The organism is Microbacterium hibisci (assembly GCF_015278255.1).
In the GTDB taxonomy this organism is placed as follows: Bacteria; Actinomycetota; Actinomycetes; order Actinomycetales; family Microbacteriaceae; genus Microbacterium; species Microbacterium hibisci.
In genome coordinates this window covers 449793-467330 of record NZ_JADIJC010000001.1, presented here as the reverse complement: position 1 = coordinate 467330, position 17538 = coordinate 449793, and the positions used below count along the sequence as shown (strand labels likewise).

The 17538-nt window shown below is 71.0% G+C and carries 13 protein-coding genes; 7 read left to right on the top strand and 6 right to left on the bottom strand.

What is annotated here, in order from left to right:
- Positions 1 to 71 precede the first annotated feature (71 nt).
- Positions 72 to 1433, top strand: coding sequence for a hypothetical protein (locus tag IM770_RS02240; RefSeq protein WP_203579491.1), 1362 nt, complete (start codon positions 72 to 74; stop codon positions 1431 to 1433).
- Positions 1434 to 1452: 19 nt separating this feature from the next.
- Here the strand turns inward: IM770_RS02240 and sucB are convergent, their stop codons facing one another.
- The 3 genes from sucB to IM770_RS02225 all read right to left on the bottom strand — a co-directional run bounded on the left by sucB (position 1453) and on the right by IM770_RS02225 (position 6196).
- Positions 1453 to 3276 (bottom strand): 2-oxoglutarate dehydrogenase, E2 component, dihydrolipoamide succinyltransferase, encoded by a 1824-nt coding sequence (sucB, locus tag IM770_RS02235; protein WP_203579490.1) that lies wholly within the window; start codon positions 3274 to 3276, stop codon positions 1453 to 1455.
- Positions 3277 to 3338: 62 nt separating this feature from the next.
- Positions 3339 to 4712 (bottom strand): dihydrolipoyl dehydrogenase, encoded by a 1374-nt coding sequence (gene lpdA / locus IM770_RS02230; RefSeq protein ID WP_203579489.1) that lies wholly within the window; start codon positions 4710 to 4712, stop codon positions 3339 to 3341.
- Positions 4709 to 6196 carry a leucyl aminopeptidase gene (locus IM770_RS02225; RefSeq protein ID WP_203579488.1) on the bottom strand — a complete coding sequence of 496 codons (1488 nt, stop codon included), beginning with the start codon at positions 6194 to 6196 and terminating at the stop codon, positions 4709 to 4711. Before IM770_RS02225 ends, lpdA begins: the two co-directional genes overlap by 4 nt.
- Positions 6197 to 6281: 85 nt before the next feature.
- Here IM770_RS02225 and IM770_RS02220 point away from each other — a divergent pair, with 85 nt between their 5' ends.
- From IM770_RS02220 to IM770_RS02210, 3 genes are all read left to right on the top strand, one after another.
- Entirely contained in the window at positions 6282 to 7202 is a 921-nt protein-coding gene (locus IM770_RS02220; RefSeq protein ID WP_203579487.1) for a proteasome assembly chaperone family protein, read from the top strand.
- A 248-nt stretch (positions 7203 to 7450) separates the two neighbouring features.
- Positions 7451 to 8791 carry an RNA polymerase sigma factor gene (locus IM770_RS02215; protein WP_203579486.1) on the top strand — a complete coding sequence of 447 codons (1341 nt, stop codon included), beginning with the start codon at positions 7451 to 7453 and terminating at the stop codon, positions 8789 to 8791.
- Complete coding sequence (locus tag IM770_RS02210) at positions 8788 to 9483, top strand: coenzyme F420-0:L-glutamate ligase (protein WP_203579485.1); 696 nt, start codon at positions 8788 to 8790, stop codon at positions 9481 to 9483. Before IM770_RS02215 ends, IM770_RS02210 begins: the two co-directional genes overlap by 4 nt.
- A 71-nt stretch (positions 9484 to 9554) precedes the next feature.
- Here IM770_RS02210 and IM770_RS02205 read toward each other — a convergent pair whose 3' ends face one another.
- Entirely contained in the window at positions 9555 to 10577 is a 1023-nt protein-coding gene (locus IM770_RS02205) for a sugar-transfer associated ATP-grasp domain-containing protein (protein WP_203579484.1), read from the bottom strand.
- 45 nt (positions 10578 to 10622) lie between these two features.
- On the opposite strand from IM770_RS02205, the gene IM770_RS02200 reads away from it, so the two are divergent.
- Both IM770_RS02200 and IM770_RS02195 read left to right on the top strand, forming a co-directional pair.
- Positions 10623 to 11354, top strand: a complete 732-nt coding sequence (locus tag IM770_RS02200; RefSeq protein WP_203579483.1) for an alanine racemase C-terminal domain-containing protein — start codon at positions 10623 to 10625, stop codon at positions 11352 to 11354.
- Positions 11351 to 12400 carry an alanine racemase gene (locus IM770_RS02195; protein WP_203579482.1) on the top strand — a complete coding sequence of 350 codons (1050 nt, stop codon included), beginning with the start codon at positions 11351 to 11353 and terminating at the stop codon, positions 12398 to 12400. Before IM770_RS02200 ends, IM770_RS02195 begins: the two co-directional genes overlap by 4 nt.
- A 30-nt stretch (positions 12401 to 12430) precedes the next feature.
- Here the strand turns inward: IM770_RS02195 and IM770_RS02190 are convergent, their stop codons facing one another.
- Positions 12431 to 12649 carry a DUF7455 domain-containing protein gene (locus tag IM770_RS02190; protein WP_109212204.1) on the bottom strand — a complete coding sequence of 73 codons (219 nt, stop codon included), beginning with the start codon at positions 12647 to 12649 and terminating at the stop codon, positions 12431 to 12433.
- Between the two features lie 168 nt (positions 12650 to 12817).
- Between IM770_RS02190 and IM770_RS02185 the strand changes: the two genes are divergently transcribed.
- A complete protein-coding gene (locus IM770_RS02185; RefSeq protein ID WP_372430626.1) occupies positions 12818 to 14899 on the top strand; it encodes a DNA gyrase/topoisomerase IV subunit B in 2082 nt (693 codons plus the stop codon).
- A gap of 124 nt (positions 14900 to 15023) precedes the next feature.
- Here the strand turns inward: IM770_RS02185 and IM770_RS02180 are convergent, their stop codons facing one another.
- Entirely contained in the window at positions 15024 to 17480 is a 2457-nt protein-coding gene (locus IM770_RS02180; RefSeq protein ID WP_203579481.1) for a DNA gyrase/topoisomerase IV subunit A, read from the bottom strand.
- Positions 17481 to 17538: the final 58 nt, after the last annotated feature.

The following is a 17538-nucleotide window of genomic DNA, read 5'->3' as shown; positions in this document are numbered from 1 at the left end:
GCGGCGCCGGGTGATCCACAGAGCTCCGGTGTGGGCCTCAGAGCCCGCTCGCGGCCGCCCACACTGGCGTGATGACGACGGACGACACGGCGCTGGGCCGACCGTACCGCGAGATCCGCAGCGTCCGCGCACGCGAAGACGGACCGTGGGCGGGCCTCCTCGTGCGGACGTCGGGCGGTGCTCGGGTGCTCGTCGACGCCGAGACCGTGGGGCCCGACTGGGCCGGGTGGGATGCCCCGGCCGACGGTCATGTGCTGGCACCGCTCGACGTCGCCCGCCACCCCGCCGGGCACCACGTCGTGCTGCCGGTGTGCACCGAGCGCGTGGAGGACTTCGTCCGCAGACGTGCCGGACGCATGCCGCTCTCACTGGGCGAGGCCGTGACCCTCGCCGTCAGCCTGCTCCGCGGCTGCGGCCAGCTGGCGCTCGCGCCCGAGACGCAGGGGGAGTGGTGGCTGGACGATTCCGGAAGGCCGGTGCTGGCGACGGATGCCGCATCCCGGCGCGCACGCGATGAGGCCGCGTCCGTCCTGAACCTGGTGGCCGTCGAGCCTCACGCGCAGCGCACGTGGGGCACCGCGCTGCGCGCGCTGGAGGCCGAGCGGCTGTCGGTCCACGAGCTGACCGCCGCGGAGGAGGCGCTCTTCGCGATCGCAACGCCGGAGCCGCTGAGCACCGTGATCCTCAGTCCGCGCAGCGCGTCCGAGAGCGCCGCCGGCACCGAGGCCGCCGCGCGCACCAGCTCGAGTCACGCGGCGGATCCGGCGCCCTCGTCGATGTGGCGGGCGCTCATCGCCGGAGTCGACGATGACCTGGCCGATACGGTCTCGCGGGCTACGACAGCGGTGTGGCGAGGGCTGCGTCGCCGTGAGTCGCCTGCCGCCGAGCGGCGCCGCCGGCGCGCGCCGTGGCTCGTGGGCGGCACGGTCGCGGCCGCCGTGCTGACCGGCGGTGCGCTCTGGCCCGCCGCGGGCGGCGTCGCCACGGAGGACTCGCCTGCGGCGTCGGTACAGACCGGGGCGGAACCGCCGGCGTCGAGAGCCGCGCCGACCGGGGAGGCGGAGTCGGACGCGCCGTCCGACACCGACGCGACCGCGCCGTCCGCAGAGGCGGAGTCCGAGGCGTCGTCCGGCGGCGAGGCGCCGACGGACCTCGCCCGCGTCACGGAAGCGCTGCTGGACGTGCGTCTGGCCTGCGCCGCAGACGCTGCCTGCCTCACGGGCGTCGTCGTCGACCCCGCTGCCCTCGCTCCCGGGGCGGTCGACCTGCCCGCGGCGCAGCGCACGGTCACGCTCCTCGACGAGTTCGGAGACCTCGCAGTGCTGCGCCTCGATCCGCAGGACGCCTCATCGACCCCTCAGATGATCGTCATCCTGCTCCGGGACGGAAAATGGCTGCTGCGCGACGTCTATGACGTCGCGCAGCAGCCGTAGGAGCAGAGGTGGCTCGAGATCAGATGCCGAGGTTCCCCTCGAACGACGCGGCCTCCAGGCGCGTCTTCACGGCGCCGAGGAAGCGGGCCGCATCGGCACCGTCGATCACGCGGTGGTCGTACGACAGCGCGAGGTAGACGTACGAGCGCACCGAGATCGCGTCCTTGCCGTCGACCGTCACGATGCCGGGGCGCTTGACGACGACGCCCGTGCCGAGGATGGCGGTCTGGGGCAGGAAGACGACCGGCGTGTCGAACAGCGCACCACGCGAACCGGTGTTGGTCAGCGTGAAGGTGCCGCCCGCCAGCTCGTCCGGCTTCAGCTTGTTGTCGCGCGTGCGCGCGGCGAGGTCGGCGATCTCGTGCGCGATCTGCGCGAGGTTCTTGCTCGCGGCGTCACGCAGCACCGGCGTCAGCAGGCCACGCTCGGTGTCGACCGCGATCGAGAGGTTCTCCGTCGCGGGGTACACGATCTGGTCGCCGTCCACCGTCGAGTTGATGACGGGGTAGGCCTGCAGCGCCTCGGCGGCAGCCAGTGCGAAGAACGGCAGGAACGACAGCTTGTCGCCGGTCTTGGCCTGGAAGTCGCCCTTCACCTGGTCGCGGAAGGTCGCGAGCTTCGTGACGTCGACCTCGACGACCGACGTCAGCTGGGCGGTCGACTGCATCGACTCGACCGCGCGCTGTGCGAGCACCTTGCGCAGACGCGACATCGGCTGGGTCGTGCCGCGCAGCGGCGAGACCTCGAGCGGGGCCGGGGCGGCGGCGGCAGCCGGAGCGGCGGGAGCCGATGCGGCCTCAGCGGCCTTCAGCACGTCCTCCTTGCGGATGCGACCGCCCACGCCGGTGCCCTTCACCGACGCGAGGTCGACGCCCTGCTGCTGCGCCAGGCGGCGGACCAGCGGCGTCACGTACGTGACGCTGTCGTCGTCGGCGCCTGCGGCCGGAGCCGGGGCAGCGGCCGGAGCAGGGGCGGCGGCCGGAGCCGGGGCAGCGGCCGGAGCAGCGGCCGGAGCCGGGGCAGCGGCCGGAGCCGGGGCAGCGGCCGGAGCAGCGGCCGGAGCCGGGGCAGCGGCCGGCGCAGGAGCGGCCGCCGGAGCCTCAGCGGGAGCGGCAGCCTCAGCGGGAGCGGGAGCCTCAGCGGGAGCGGGCGCCTCAGCGGCGGGAGCCGCAGCACCGGCCTCGCCGATGCGTGCCAGCGGTGAGCCGACCTCGACGGTCTCGTCCTCCTGGACGAGGATCTCCTGCAGCACCCCGGCGAACGGCGACGGAATCTCGGTGTCGACCTTGTCGGTGGAGATCTCGAGGAGCGGCTCGTCGACCGCGACCTCGTCGCCGACCTGCTTGAGCCAGCGGGTCACGGTGCCCTCCGTGACGCTCTCACCGAGTTCGGGAAGGACGACGTCCTTGCCGCCGGCGGCGGGCGCAGCGGAAGCCTCGGCGGCGGGCGCTGCGGACTCGGGCGCGGCGGGGGCTTCGGCGGCCGGAGCGGCGGGAGCCTCAGCCGCCGGGGCGGCAGCCTCAGCGGCGGGAGCCTCAGCCGCGGGGGCGGCCGGTGCCTCGGCCGCGGCGGCCTCGGGAGCCGGTGCGGCATCGGACGAGCCCGAGCCGTCGCCGATCTTGGCCAGCACGGCGCCGACCTCGACGGTCTCGTCCTCCTGGACGAGGATCTCCTCGATGACGCCGCTGACCGGCGAAGGGATCTCGGTGTCCACCTTGTCCGTGGAGATCTCGAGCAGGCCCTCGTCCGCCTGGACCGTATCGCCGACGTTCTTGAGCCAGCGGGTGACCGTTCCCTCGGTCACGCTCTCACCGAGAGCGGGGAGGACCACGGATGTGCTCATGAGGATGTCTCCTTCTGAAGAAATATCGGATCTAGCTTAGTGATGGGGGGCGGGCCGAAGGGTCACAGGGCGTGCAGCGGCTTGCCCGCGAGGGCGAGGAATGCTTCGCCGAGGGCCTCGGACTGCGTCGGGTGCGCGTGGATGAAGGGCGCGATGTCTTCGGGGTGGGCTTCCCAGCCCACGGCGAGCTGTCCTTCGGTGATGAGCTCGCCGACGCGGTCGCCGATGAGGTGCACGCCCAGGACGGGGCCGTCCTTCGCCCGCACGACCTTGACGAGGCCGCCGGCCCCGAGGATCTCGCTCTTGCCGTTGCCCGCCAGGTTGTACTCATAGGCGGCGATGGCGTCGGCGCCGTGCGCGTCAGCGGCCTGGGCTTCGGTGAGCCCCACCGACGCGACCTCGGGGTGGCTGTAGGTGACCTTCGGGATCTGGGAGTCGGGGATCACGACGGGGGAGAGCCCGGCGATCTCCTCGGCCACGAAGATGCCCTGCTGGAATCCGCGGTGGGCGAGCTGCAGGCCCGGGACGATGTCGCCCACGGCCCACACGTGCGCCACGCCGGTGCGCAGCCGCTCGTCGGTGATCACGAAGCCGCGATCGATCGTGACGCCGGCCTCCTCGTAGCCCAGCCCTGCGGTCGCGGGACCGCGCCCCACCGCCACCAGCAGATAGTCGGCGGTGAAGGTCTTGCCGTCCTCGAGGGCCACGGTCACGGCATCCGTCGTCTGCGTCGCGCTCTGGAAGCGCACCCCGAGCGAGTACTGGATGCCGCGGCGCCGGAACGCCCGCTCGAGGCCCTTGCTCAGCGCGATGTCCTCGTTGGGGACGAGGTGATCGAGCGCCTCGACGATCGTGACCTCGGCTCCGAACGAGCGCCACACGCTCGCGAACTCGACGCCGATGACGCCGCCGCCCAGGATCACGACGCTGGCGGGAACCTCGTCGAGCTCGAGCGCGTGCTCGCTGGTGAGGATGCGGCCGCCGATCTCCAGCCCCGGCAGCGTCCGGCTGTACGACCCGGTCGCGAGGATCACGTCGGCGCCGCGGAAGACGTCGTCCCCGACCCGGACCGCCGGCCCCTCCTCGAGGCGTCCCTCGCCGTTCACGACGGTGATGCCGCGCGCCTTCACGAGGCCTTCCAGCCCCTTGTACTTCTTCGCGACGATGCCCTCGCGGTAGGCGCGGACGCCCGCCGGGTCGACGCCCTCGAACGTGGCGCGGATGCCGGCGGACGCGGCATCCCGCGCCGTGTCGGCCACCTCAGCCGCGTGCAGCAGCGCCTTCGTCGGGATGCAGCCGCGATGCAGGCAGGTGCCGCCCACCTTGTCCTTCTCGATCAGCGCGACGGACTTGCCGAGCTCCGCAGCGCGCAGCGCCGCGGCGTAGCCGCCGCTGCCACCGCCCAGAATGACGAGATCGAAGGTGTGGTCGGTCATCGTGCCTCCTCATCGAGGTCTGCCAGGACGAAGCGGATCAGGCTGCGGACGGTGGCCGCAGTCGGTCCCTTGTCGGTGTAGCCGTACGGCGCGCCCTTGTGGGTCCCGCTGCCGGCGATGTCGAGATGCACCCACGGGATTCGTGGGGCATCGGCGTCGTCGGCGGTGCGGCCGACGAAGTGGCGCAGGAACAGTCCTGCGAAGAGCGAGCCGCCCGCGGGATCGCCGATCTTGGCGTTCTGCAGGTCGGCGATGGGGGAGTCGAGCTCCTCCACCATGTGCGGCGGAAGCGGCAGCTGCCACGCCGGCTCGCCGGCCTCGGCGGCCGCGGAAAGATACGCGGCGACGGCCTCGTCGTCACCCATGACACCGGTGTGCCGGGTGCCGAGGGCGATGAGGATCGCGCCCGTGAGGGTGGCGACGTCGACGATCACGTCGGGCTGCTCGCGGCTGGCCGCGACGAGGCCGTCGGCGAGGACCAGCCGGCCCTCGGCGTCGGTGTTGAGCACCTCGACGGTCGTGCCGTCGAGCAGACGCAGGACGTCACCGGGGCGGGTGGCGCGGCCCGACGGCATGTTGTCGGCGAGGCACAGCCACGCGGTGACCTTCACCGGTGCGCCGACGGATGCCGCGGCCCGCAGCACGGCGAGCACCGTGGCGGCGCCCGCCATGTCGTACTTCATGCCGACCATCGACGCGGCGGGCTTCAGCGACAGTCCGCCGGTGTCGAAGGTGATGCCCTTGCCCACGAGGGCGACGTGGCGCGCGGCATCGGCCGGCGCGTACTCCAGACGCACCAGCCGCGGCGGTCGGTCCGAGCCCTGCCCGACGCCGAGGATGCCGCCGTAGCCCTGCTCGCGCAGCGCCGCTTCATCGAGGATCTCGACGGTCACCGGCAGATCCGCGACGGCCTCGGCGGCCCGCTCCGCGACGTCCGCCGGTCCGAGCCACTCGGCGGGAACGTTCACGAGATCCTTCACGAGGGCGACGGATGCCGCGGTCTCGGTGACGAGCTTCAGCGCGGCGTCGTCGGCGTCCGCGGTGCCGTGCACGACGACCTTCGCCGCGCGCGCCTTGGGCGGGTCGGACTTGTAGCCGTCGAAGCGGTAGCCGCCGAGCGCGGCTCCCTCGGCGAGGGCCGGCCACAGCGCGGGGTCCGCGAACGGTGCGGCGACAGCCACCGTCGCGAAGCCGGTCAGCGAGCGGATCGCCGCACCCGCCGCATCGCGGAGCGCCGTCGCGTCCGGAGCGCCGCCCGTGCCGATGACCGCCAGCGGAAGCTTCGTGCTCTCGGGCGCGTACACACGCACGAGAGCGCCGGCGCCGCCGGTGAATCCGACCGCCGTGAGCGCGTCGCGCAGGCCGGGCCAGTCGGCGAGGTCGGGGGCCCCGTCACCGTCGAGCGGCGGAAGAGCGAGGAGGAGGAGGTCGGCATCGGACTCTCGGACGGGTGCAGTGCGGTACTCGAGGTCGGGAAACGACATGGTCTCCATCCTAGGGACGACCGCTGTTCGCTCTGAGCGCGACCGACGCGACCCGGCGTGCGCGGACGGCTCGTAGCATGGACCCATGCCCCTTCCCGGTCCGCTGTTCGAGCGCGCGGCTTCTGCGCCGCCCGTCCCGCGCGGACTGCCGCTGGTGATCGCCTTGACCGGGTTCACCGATGCCGGCAGCGCCGTGAGCCGTGTGATCGACTACTTCCGCGACGACCTCGACCCGTCGCCGCTGGCGGTCTTCTCCAATGACACGCTGCTGGACTACCGCGCCCGGCGGCCGATCGTCTCGTTCGAGAAGGACCATCTGACCGACTACCGCCCGCAGCGGCTGGAGCTCTCCTTCGCCCACGACGCGCTGGGCCAGCCGTTCCTGCTGCTGGCGGGCTACGAGCCCGATTTCGCGTGGGATGCCTTCGCCGAGGCGGTGCTCGATTTCACCAATATCTACGGCGTGTCGACGGTGACCTGGGTGCACGCCATCCCGATGCCCGTGCCGCACACGCGTCCCATCGGCACCACCGTGAGCGGCACGCGCGCCGAGCTGACGGAGGCGCACTCGGTGTGGCAGCCCCACACGCAGGTGCCCGCCACCGCGGGACACCTGCTCGAGTACCGGCTCGCCGCCGCCGGCGTGCGGATCGCCGGCTTCGTGCTGCTGATTCCCCACTACCTGGGCGACACCGAGTACCCCGCCGCGGCGCTCGCGGCCCTGGACAGCCTCACCGTGGCGACCGGCCTCGTGTTCGCCGGCGACGAGCTCCGCGACGAGAACCGGGACTACCTCGACAAGGTCGCCGAGCAGATCGAGGGCAGCGACGAACTGGCACGCATGGTCCAGGGCCTCGAGGAGCGCTACGACGCGTATATGGCCGGTTCGACGCTCGCGACCCCGATGATCCACACCGGCGATCTGCCCAGCGCCGACGAGCTCGCCGCCGAACTCGAGCGATTCCTCGCCACGCGACCCGCCGACGACGACAAGCGCGGCGCCTGACGGCGCAGATCCGTCGCCGCGCGGAATTCCCCCCGGCACCGGCGCGTTGATCTCTGTGATGGAGGTGCGCCCGACTCCGCGGGGCGATGCTGGCGGCGCACGGCAAGTATGAGATACTAGACGCTCTGACCCGTTGTCAACCGTCTTCGCAGGGCTCCCCTTCGAAGATCGGGACTTGACAAGGGTCTTACTAGTGTCCGAAACCGACCGGAGACGCGCAGGGCGCGTCGACCGGTGAAAGGCGAAACGTGACTCCAGGCACGAACACCAAGGCTCGCTCGGCCGCGAAGGACACCGAGACGGACGAGGCGAAGGCTCCGGCCACCAAGAAGGCTCCCGCGGCCAAGGGCGCGAAGGCGAAGGCCGCGCCCAAGACCGCGTCCAAGCGCGCGAAGAAGTCGGACGACGACTTCGAGGACGACGTCGAGGAGCTCGACGACGACGTCGAACTCGAGGGCGACATCGACGAGGACGCGTCGGACGACGCCGCCGAGGGCGCCGCCGCCAAGGACCCCAAGGCTGCGGGCACCGAGGAGACCGCTGCCGCCGAGGAAGAGGACGAGGAGGAGGAGAGCACCAAGCCCGCCTTCACCGAGCCGCTCCCGACCGGCGCGATCGTCATCTCGTCCAGCGACGAGGACGACGTCCCCGTCTACTCGACGCAGATCACCGGCGCCACGGCCGACCCCGTCAAGGACTACCTGAAGCAGATCGGCAAGGTGCCGCTGCTGAACGCGGCCGAAGAGGTCGAGCTCGCGATGCGCATCGAGGCGGGTCTCTTCGCCGAAGAGAAGCTGTCGCACATGTCGGCTGCGGAGAAGACCTCGCAGCTCGGCCTCGACCTGCAGTGGGTCGCTCGCGACGGACAGCGCGCGAAGAGCCACCTGCTCGGCGCCAACCTGCGTCTGGTCGTCTCGCTCGCCAAGCGCTACACCGGCCGTGGCATGCAGTTCCTGGACCTCATCCAGGAGGGCAACCTCGGTCTCATCCGCGCGGTGGAGAAGTTCGACTACACCAAGGGCTTCAAGTTCTCGACGTATGCGACGTGGTGGATCCGTCAGGCCATCACGCGCGCGATGGCCGACCAGGCGCGCACCATCCGCATCCCGGTGCACATGGTCGAGGTCATCAACAAGCTGGCTCGCGTGCAGCGTCAGATGCTCCAGGACCTCGGCCGCGAGCCCACGCCCGAAGAGCTCAGCCGCGAGCTCGACATGACCCCCGAGAAGGTCATCGAGGTGCAGAAGTACGGCCGCGAGCCGATCTCGCTGCACACACCCCTCGGCGAGGACGGCGACAGCGAGTTCGGCGACCTCATCGAAGACACCGAGGCCGTGGTCCCCGCCGACGCGGTGGGCTTCACGATGCTGCAGCGTCAGCTCGAGTCGCTCCTCGACTCGCTCTCCGAGCGCGAGGCGGGCGTCATCCGCATGCGCTTCGGTCTGGGCGACGGCCAGCCGAAGACGCTCGACCAGATCGGCGACACGTTCGGGGTGACCCGTGAGCGCATCCGCCAGATCGAGTCGAAGACGATGGCCAAGCTGCGGCATCCGTCCCGCTCGCAGTCGCTGCGGGACTACCTCGAGTGAGCGAGGCGAACGCCGGCAAGGCGCTCACCGTCCAGGTCGAGGGCTCGTCGTTCGCCCGCATCCCGATCCGCACGCGGGTCGTGATGCCGGGCGACGACCTCGACGAGTTCATCCGCGAGAACGCCGCTGATGTCGTGCGTCCCGGCGATCTGCTGTTCGTGACCGAGAAGATCGTGGCGATCACGCAGGGCCGCTCCTACCTCGTGGAGGACATCAAGCCGCGCAAGCTGGCGTTCTTCCTCTCGAAGTACGTCACGCGCACGCCGTACGGCATCGGACTCGGCATGCCCGAGACGATGGAGATGGCGTTGCGCGAGTGCGGCACGATCCGCATCCTGTTCGCCGCCGCGGTCTCGGCCGTCACCAAGCTGTTCGGGCGAAAGGGCGACTTCTACCGCATCGCCGGCGACAAGGCCCGGGCGATCGACGGTCCCACCTCCGGCACCATCCCGCCGTACAACAAGGCGGTCGTGCTCGGACCGGAGCGTCCCCGCGAGGTCGCTCAGCGTGTCAAGGCGCTGCTCGGCGACGTGCCCGAGGTGGCGGTGGTCGACATCAACGACCTGGGCGGCAACATCCTCGGCTCGACGCTCGACAAGAGCGGTGAGAAGCGGCTCGTCTCGATCCTTAAGGACAACCCGCTCGGACAGGGGCACCAGTCGACTCCGCTCGGCATCGTCCGCGCGGTCTGAGAACACGACACGATGGAGAAGGCGCGGCACCCTCGGGTGCCGCGCCTTCTCCGCAGGGGTCAGGTCTCGCGTCAGAAGCCGATCGCGGCGCGATAGCGCGCTTTGTGACCGGTGCGGATGCCGGTGACGCTCGGCTTGTTCTCGTAGACGCCGGCCCCCCAGTTGCCCTCGACGAGCACCGGCCCGTCCGGGGAGACGACGATGTCCCAGCCGACGTACTGCACCTGCGGCACGACACGGGCGACCTGGTCGACGAACTCCTTGACCTGCTCGACCATGGGCAGCTGGAAGTCGGCGATCACGAAGCCGCTGTCGGGGTGCTTCTCGTGCACGTGGCCGTGGGAGTCGTAGCCGGGGCCGAGAGCGTGCCCCTCCTCGTCGAGCATCGTGTAGAAGCCGCCGAAGGTCATCTGGTCGCTCACCGCACCGCGGCCGAACTTCTGAGCCATGGCGAGGATGTGCGTCTTCTCGCCGTCGAAGAATGCGGTCACCCGCGTGGTGTTCACCGTCCCCGGGCAGACCGCCGCGAGATCAGCGTGCTGGCGGATGACCTCCTCGATGAGGAGCTCACCGCGGGCGAGCAGCCCGCGGTGGAACTCGTGCCAGTCGTTCACCTCGGCCGCGTGGTAGCGGTGGACGCCGGTGCCCGCCTGGCCGACGGGCTCCTTGGTGACGATGGTGCCGTGCTTCTCGGCGAAGGCGCGCACCGCCTCGGCGTTGCCCTCCTCGACGACCATCCAGTCCCGACGAAGGAACTCGCCGAACGTGCGGTCGAACTCCACCTTGTCCTGGAACAGGCCGCGGAAGTCGGGGTGGTCGTACTTCTGCGACAGCTCGTTCGAGACCGGGTGCGTCATGTATGTCGCGCGCTCGGCGCGATTCAGGATCGCGAAGTCGTAGTCCACGTAGTCCTGGAAGCCCACCTGCCGGAAGCCCGCCGACCACAGCATGTCGACCACGACCGCCGGGGTCCACTTCCCGTGCTCGCGTGCGGTCTCCTTCGCGCGCTCCAGCACGGAGCCGACGTCGATGCGACGGACGCGCCAGGCGAGGTAGCGAAGACGATTCGAGAGGGCGAGGCCCTGAGAAGACATGCGTGCTCCGGGGTCGGGTTCGGGGGACCCCGATAGTCTAGAGGCGTGAGTTCGTCGATCCCTGGGCACGACATCGCCGTGCCGGGATCGCATCCCCGCAGCACGCCGGTCGCTCGGATCTCACGGGGCGCACTGACCGCGAATGCGCGCGCTGCCGGTGAGCGCGGCATCCGTTCGTTCGATCCGTCGATCCTGCGGGCGGATGCCTGGGGCCACGGTGCGCGGCTCGTGCAGGAGGTGCTCGACGCCGAAGGATTCCTGCGCGCGGAGGGCCATCGGGTCGGGCGCCGCGAGGACTCCGAGTCGCGGGCGATGCCCGGCCGCGCGCACACGCTTTCGGCGACTCAGCTCTTCGGGCTGCCCGGTTCCGAAGACGCCGTCGCACCCGCTCTGCGGCTCACGGGCACGGTGCTGTCGGTGAAGGACCTCCGCGCGGGCGAGGGCGTGTCGTACGGGTACGCGTTTCGCGCGGCCGCCGACACGCGCATCGCGCTGGTGACCGGCGGATACGCACAGGGGGTCGTGCGAGCGCTCGGGGGCTCCGTCGACGTGGCGATCGCGGGGGAGCGGCGGCCCATCGTCGGTCGCGTCGCGATGGACGTGTGCGTGGTGGAGATCGCGGATGCCGCCGTCCGGCGTGGCGACGAGGTGCTGTTCCTCGGCGACCCGGCGCGCAGCGAGCCGTCTCTCGGCGAGTGGGCGCGGGTGACGGGACTGACCGCCGGAGAGCTCGTCACCACGGTGGGGCTTCGCGCGATCCGCGAGGAGGCCCCGTGACCGCCCGGCTGCGGGTGGACCTCGAGGCCCTCGCCGCGAACATCGAGCGCGTGCGCGACACCGTGGCGCCGGCGGAGCTGATGCTCGTGGTCAAGGACGACGCCTACGGGCACGGCCTGGCACCCGTGGTGCGCGCGGCTTCCGCCGCGGGCGTGACGTGGTTCGGCGCGTTCGACGCGCGGACGGGGTGCGCCGTGCGCGACGTGGTCGGCGACGATGCCCGCATCTTCGCCTGGATCGCCGCGTCACGCGACGATCTCGACGCCGCGATCGCCGCGCGGGTCGACGTGGGCGTCGGCGATGCCGAGCTGCTGGAGGAGCTCGCCGAGGCTGCGCGGGACAGCCGCGCGCTGGCACGCGTGCACCTCAAGATCGACACCGGCCTGCACCGCAACGGGGTACGGCCGGAGGCGTGGCCGGGCTTCGTGGCGCGGGCGGCGGCGATCGAGGCCGCAGGCGTCATCGAGGTGGTCGGGGTCTGGAGCCACATCGCCGAGGCCTCCGACGCCGAGGACGACGACGCGCGGCGCATCTACGAATGGGCGCTCGAGCAAGCCGCCGCCGCGGGGCTCCGGCCCGCCATGCGCCATCTGGCTGCCAGCGCGGCCTCCTTCGCCCGCCCCGAGTTCCGGTACGACATGGTTCGCGTGGGCGCGTTCTGCTACGGCATCCGCTCCGCCGGGGGACCGTCCGCCCGGGAGCTCGGCCTGAGGCCCATCGGCACGCTCGAGGCGGACGTCCTCCGGGTAGACGGAGCAGCCGTTCGGATCGAGCTGGGAGCGCTCGACGGTCTTCCGTCGTCGCTGCGGCTGCGCGCTACGGTCGGGACGCCCGCGGGAGGCAGACAGCTCCTGTCCGTGGGCGACTCGGAGTCGCTGGTGGCCGCGTGGCCCGACGCCGCCGCCGGGGACGTCGTCACGATCTACGGCCCGGGCGCACAGGGCGAAGGCACTGCGACGGATCTGGCCGAGCTCGTCGGCACGATCGGCGAGGAGATCGCGCTCAGGGTGTCGCCGCTCGTACAACGCAGCTACACCCGCCGCTGATGCGACGGGTGCGGGTCTGCGAGACGGGGCCTACTCGGCCAGGCGGGCGGTCTCGTCGTGCCACGAGGTGGCGACGGCGCGCAGCTTCTCTTCGTACTTGCGGCCGTGGTGCGCGCAGAACAGAAGCTCGCTGCCGTTGACCTCGGCGGCGATGTAGGCCTGGGCTCCGCACGAATCGCAGCGATCCATGGCGGTGAGGCGGTACTCGAGGACGGCGCCGGTCTCGGTGGGTGTCGATAGCGTGGTCATTTCGGTGCCTCCTCGTATGCGTAGAACTCACTCGCGGTCATGAAATACAACCACGCCGATGTTCCAAGAATGCCGCGAACGGATGACATTTCGCTGTGCGCGTAGCGCTACTCCGCCCGACGCGTGTCTGCCAGGGCGTGTCGGGCACCGCGATTACGATGGGAGATTGTGACCGCCGAGTACTCCGCCCATCATCTCCAGGTGCTCGAAGGGCTCGAGGCGGTCCGAAAGCGCCCCGGCATGTACATCGGGTCGACCGACTCGCGCGGTCTGATGCACTGCCTCTGGGAGATCATCGACAACTCTGTCGATGAGGCTCTCGCCGGCCACGGCTCGCGCATCGACATCGTGCTGCACGCCGACGGCAGCGTCGAAGTGCGCGACCGCGCCCGCGGCATCCCCGTCGACATCGAGCCGCGCACCGGGCTGTCGGGTGTCGAGGTGGTCTTCACCAAGCTGCACGCCGGCGGCAAGTTCGGCGGCGGTTCCTACGCCGCCTCCGGCGGCCTCCACGGCGTCGGCGCGTCGGTCGTGAACGCCCTGTCGGAGCGGCTCGACGTCGAAGTCGATCGCGGCGGCAAGACATGGGCGATGTCGTTCCATCGAGGCGAGCCGGGGATCTTCTCCAACGGCAGCCCGGACTCCGCGTTCACGGCATTCGAGGACCGCAGCGAGCTCCGCGTCGCGGGGCGCGCGCCGAAGGGCGCCACCGGCACCCGCATCCGGTACTGGGCTGATCGGCAGATCTTCACGAAGGACGCCGCGTTCAATCTCCAGGAGCTGGAGCAGCGCGCGCGGCAGACGGCCTTCCTCGTACCGGGGCTCGAGATCGTCATCCGTGACGAGCGGCCGGGCACCGAGACCGGTGAGCCCGTCGAGACCAGCTACCGCTTCGACGGCGGCATCTCCGAGTTCGCCGACTTCCTCGCGCCCGACTCCGGCGTCACCGACACGTGGCGGCTCAGCGGATCGGGCAGCTTCACCGAGACGGTGCCGGTGCTGCAGCCGTCCGGCGCGATGGTCCCCACCGAGGTCCAGCGCGAATGCGAGGTCGACATCGCGGTGCGCTGGGGCACGGGCTACGAGACGGTGTCGCGCGCGTTCGTCAACATCATCGCCACCCCCAAGGGCGGCACGCATCAGCAGGGCTTCGAGCAGGGGCTCATGAAGGTGCTGCGCGAGCAGGTCGCCGCGAACGCGCGTCGGCTCAAGGTCGGCAACGACAAGCTGGAGAAGGACGACATCCTCGCCGGCCTCACCGCGGTGCTGACGGTCCGCCTTCCCGAACCGCAGTTCGAGGGGCAGACCAAAGAGGTGCTCGGCACGCCGGCGGTCCGCCAGATCGTGTCGAACGTCGTCTCGAAGGAGCTGACCGCCCGGTTCACGTCGCCCAAGCGCGACGACAAGGCGCAGACGGCGCTCCTGCTCGACAAGGTCGTCTCCGAGATGAAGGCGCGCATCTCCGCGCGCACCCACAAAGAGACGCAGCGCCGCAAGAACGCCCTGGAGTCGTCGTCACTGCCCGCGAAGCTGGCCGACTGCCGTTCGAACGACGTCGGCGAGTCCGAGCTCTTCATCGTGGAGGGCGACTCGGCTCTCGGCACCGCCAAGCTCGCCCGCAACAGCGAGTTCCAGGCGCTGCTGCCGATCCGCGGCAAGATCCTCAACGTCCAGAAGGCGTCGATCAGCGACATGCTGTCCAACGCCGAGTGCGCCGCGATCATCCAGGTGATCGGCGCCGGTTCGGGTCGCTCGTTCGACCTCGACACGGCTCGCTACGGCAAGATCATCCTGATGAGCGACGCCGACGTCGACGGCGCGCACATCCGCACCCTCCTGCTCACGCTGTTCTTCCGGTACATGCGGCCGCTCATCGAAGAGGGCCGCGTCTTCGCGGCCGTTCCGCCGCTGCATCGGGTGGTCGTGATCAACCCCGGCTCGAAGCCCAACGACACCATCTACACGTACTCCGAGGCCGAGCTGCACGGGCTGCTGACGAAGCTCACCAAGGCGGGGAAGCGCTGGCAGGAGCCGGTGCAGCGCTACAAGGGTCTGGGCGAGATGGACGCCGACCAGCTGGCGACGACGACGATGGATCGCGCCGGCCGCACCCTGCGGCGCGTGCGGATGCAGGATGCCGAGGCCGCGGCATCCGTCTTCGAACTCCTCATGGGCAACGACGTCGCGCCGCGCAAGGAGTTCATCATCGACTCCAGCGACCGCCTGGCGCGCGAGCGCATCGACGCCTGACGCGGGGCGCATCAATGCGAGCGAAGCCCGCGTTGATGTGCGCCGGGTCGAGGTTGAGCGAGCGGAGCGAGTCGAAACCCGGCTGAGACCGAGGCGCGAAGCCTCGCCCACTCGGCGAACGTGCTCAGCGGACGCCGGTGCCGACCGCGCCGACGACGCCGTCCAGCGGCGCCCCCGACGCGTCTCGCTTCGCCCCGGCTTCGGGCAGCGCGCGCGTGGTGCCGTCGCTGCCGAGCGCGCGCGGCGCGGTGCCGACCCACGCGAGGGTGAGCGCGTCTTCGCCCTTGAGGAACCGGTGCGCCCGGACGCCGCCGGTCGCACGCCCCTTCGCAGGGAACTCGCTGAAGAGCGACACCTTCGCACTGCCCGCGTCGGTGCCGGCGATCGCCGTCGTCGACCCCGCGATCGTCACGACGACGGCATCGAACTCGGAGGGTCCGACCACGTCGAACGCGATGACCTGGGCGCCGTCCGTCAGGCGGATGCCGGCCATACCGCCTGCCGAGCGGCCCTGCGGCCGCACCGACGACGCGTCGAAGCGCAGCAGCTGCGCATCGCTGGCGACGAACACCAGCTCGGCGGCGTCCGAGGCCGGGGCGGCGCCGACCACGCGGTCGCCGTCCTTGAGGGCGATGATCTCGATGTCGTGCTTGTTGCCGAGCTCGCTCGCGGCCACACGCTTGACCACGCCCTGAGCGGTGCCCAGAGCGATCGGCGAGGTGCCCGTGAGCGGCACGATGGCGACCAGGTGCTCGCCGCCGGAGAGACCGAGGTACTGGTCCGCGCGTGTCCCGGCCGCCAGCTGGACCGAGTTGGCCGGCACGGACGGCAGGTCGACGGGGGAGAAGCGGACGAGCCGGCCGTGACTGGTGACCGCGCCGAGGTCGCCGCGGGTCGTGGTGTCGACGGCCGAGCGGATCGCATCGTGCTTGGAGCGGCGGGCGGGGGCCACGATGCCGCCGCCAGGGGCGTCGGCCACGAGCTCCGCGCGGACCATGCGGCCCGTCGCCGACAGGAACACGCGGCATGGGGCGTCGGCGATCTGCAGATCGGCGGCGGCCGCCGCGGCGCGGGAGCGCGGCTGCACCGGCCCTCCGTTGAGCAGGAGGGTGCGCCGGGGCGTGCCGAAGGCCTCGGACGCGGCATCCAGTTCGTGCGCCACCTGCGCCCGCAGCAGCACATCGCTGCCGAGCAGCTCCTCGAGCTGGGCGATCTCCTTCTTGAGGTTGTCGCGCTCGGTCTCGAGCTCGATGCGCGAGAACTTGGTGAGGCGTCGCAGGCGCAACTCGAGGATGTACTCGGCCTGCGGCTCGGACAGATCGAAGACGCTCATGAGGCGACCGCGCGCCTGCTCGCCGTCGTCCGAGGTGCGGATCACCTGGATGACCTCGTCGATGTCGAGGATCGCGATGAGCAGTCCCTCGACGAGATGCAGGCGCTCGTTGCGACGCGCGAGCCGGTAGCGGCTGCGGCGCGTGACGACGCTGATGCGGTGATCGAGGTACACCCGCAGCAGCTCGCGGAGGCCGAGCGTCTGCGGCTGGCCCTCGACGAGCGCGACGTTGTTGATGCTGAACGAGTCCTCGAGCGGGGTGAGCCGGTAGAGGTGCTCGAGCACCGCCTGGGGGTCGAAGCCGGTCTTGATGCCGATGACCAGGCGGAGTCCGTGGTGCCGATCGGTGAGATCGGTGACGTCGGCGATGCCCTGCAGCTTCTTCGCGTTGACCGCGTCCTTGATCTTCTCGATCACGCGTTCCGGGCCGACGAGGTACGGCAGCTCGGTGACGATGAGACCGGTGCGGCGCGGCCCGAGGGATTCGATCGACACCTTCGCGCGCGTCCGGAAGCTGCCACGGCCGTTGGTGTAGGCGTCCTTGATGCCGTCGAGGCCGACGATGATCCCGCCGCCGGGCAGGTCGGGGCCGGGCACGAACTCCATGAGCTCTTCGACGGTCGCCTCGGGGTTCTCGAGCAGGTGCGTGGCCGCGCCCACCACCTCGATGAGGTTGTGAGGCGCCATGTTCGTCGCCATGCCCACCGCGATGCCCGTCGTGCCGTTCACCAGCAGGTTGGGGAACGCGGCCGGCAGCACCTCCGGCTGCTGGAACTGGCCGTCGTAGTTCGGGATGAAGTCGACGACGTCCTCGTCGAGGTTCTCGGTCAGCGCGAGGGCGGGAGCGGCCAGCCGCGCCTCGGTGTAGCGGGGAGCAGCGGGGCCGTCGTCGAGCGACCCGAAGTTGCCGTGCCCGTCGACCAGAGGGACGCGCAGCGAGAAGGGCTGTGCCAGCCGCACCAGCGCGTCGTAGATCGGAGCGTCGCCGTGGGGGTGCAGCTTTCCCATCACCTCGCCGACGACGCGGGCACTCTTGACGTGACCGCGGTCGGGACGCAGGCCCATGTCCGCCATCTGGAAGAGGATGCGGCGCTGCACCGGCTTCAGCCCGTCGCGGGCGTCGGGGAGCGCGCGCGAGTAGATGACCGAATACGCGTACTCGAGGAAGGACGTCTGCATCTCCGAAGAGACGTCGACGTCTTCGATGCGTCCGTGGTCGGCGGGGGAATCGGTGCGGGAAGCGGGCATGTGACGATGAAGCCTCGGGTGACGGCGGGAGCGGTGGGGTGAGCCCGCGGTGTGCGAG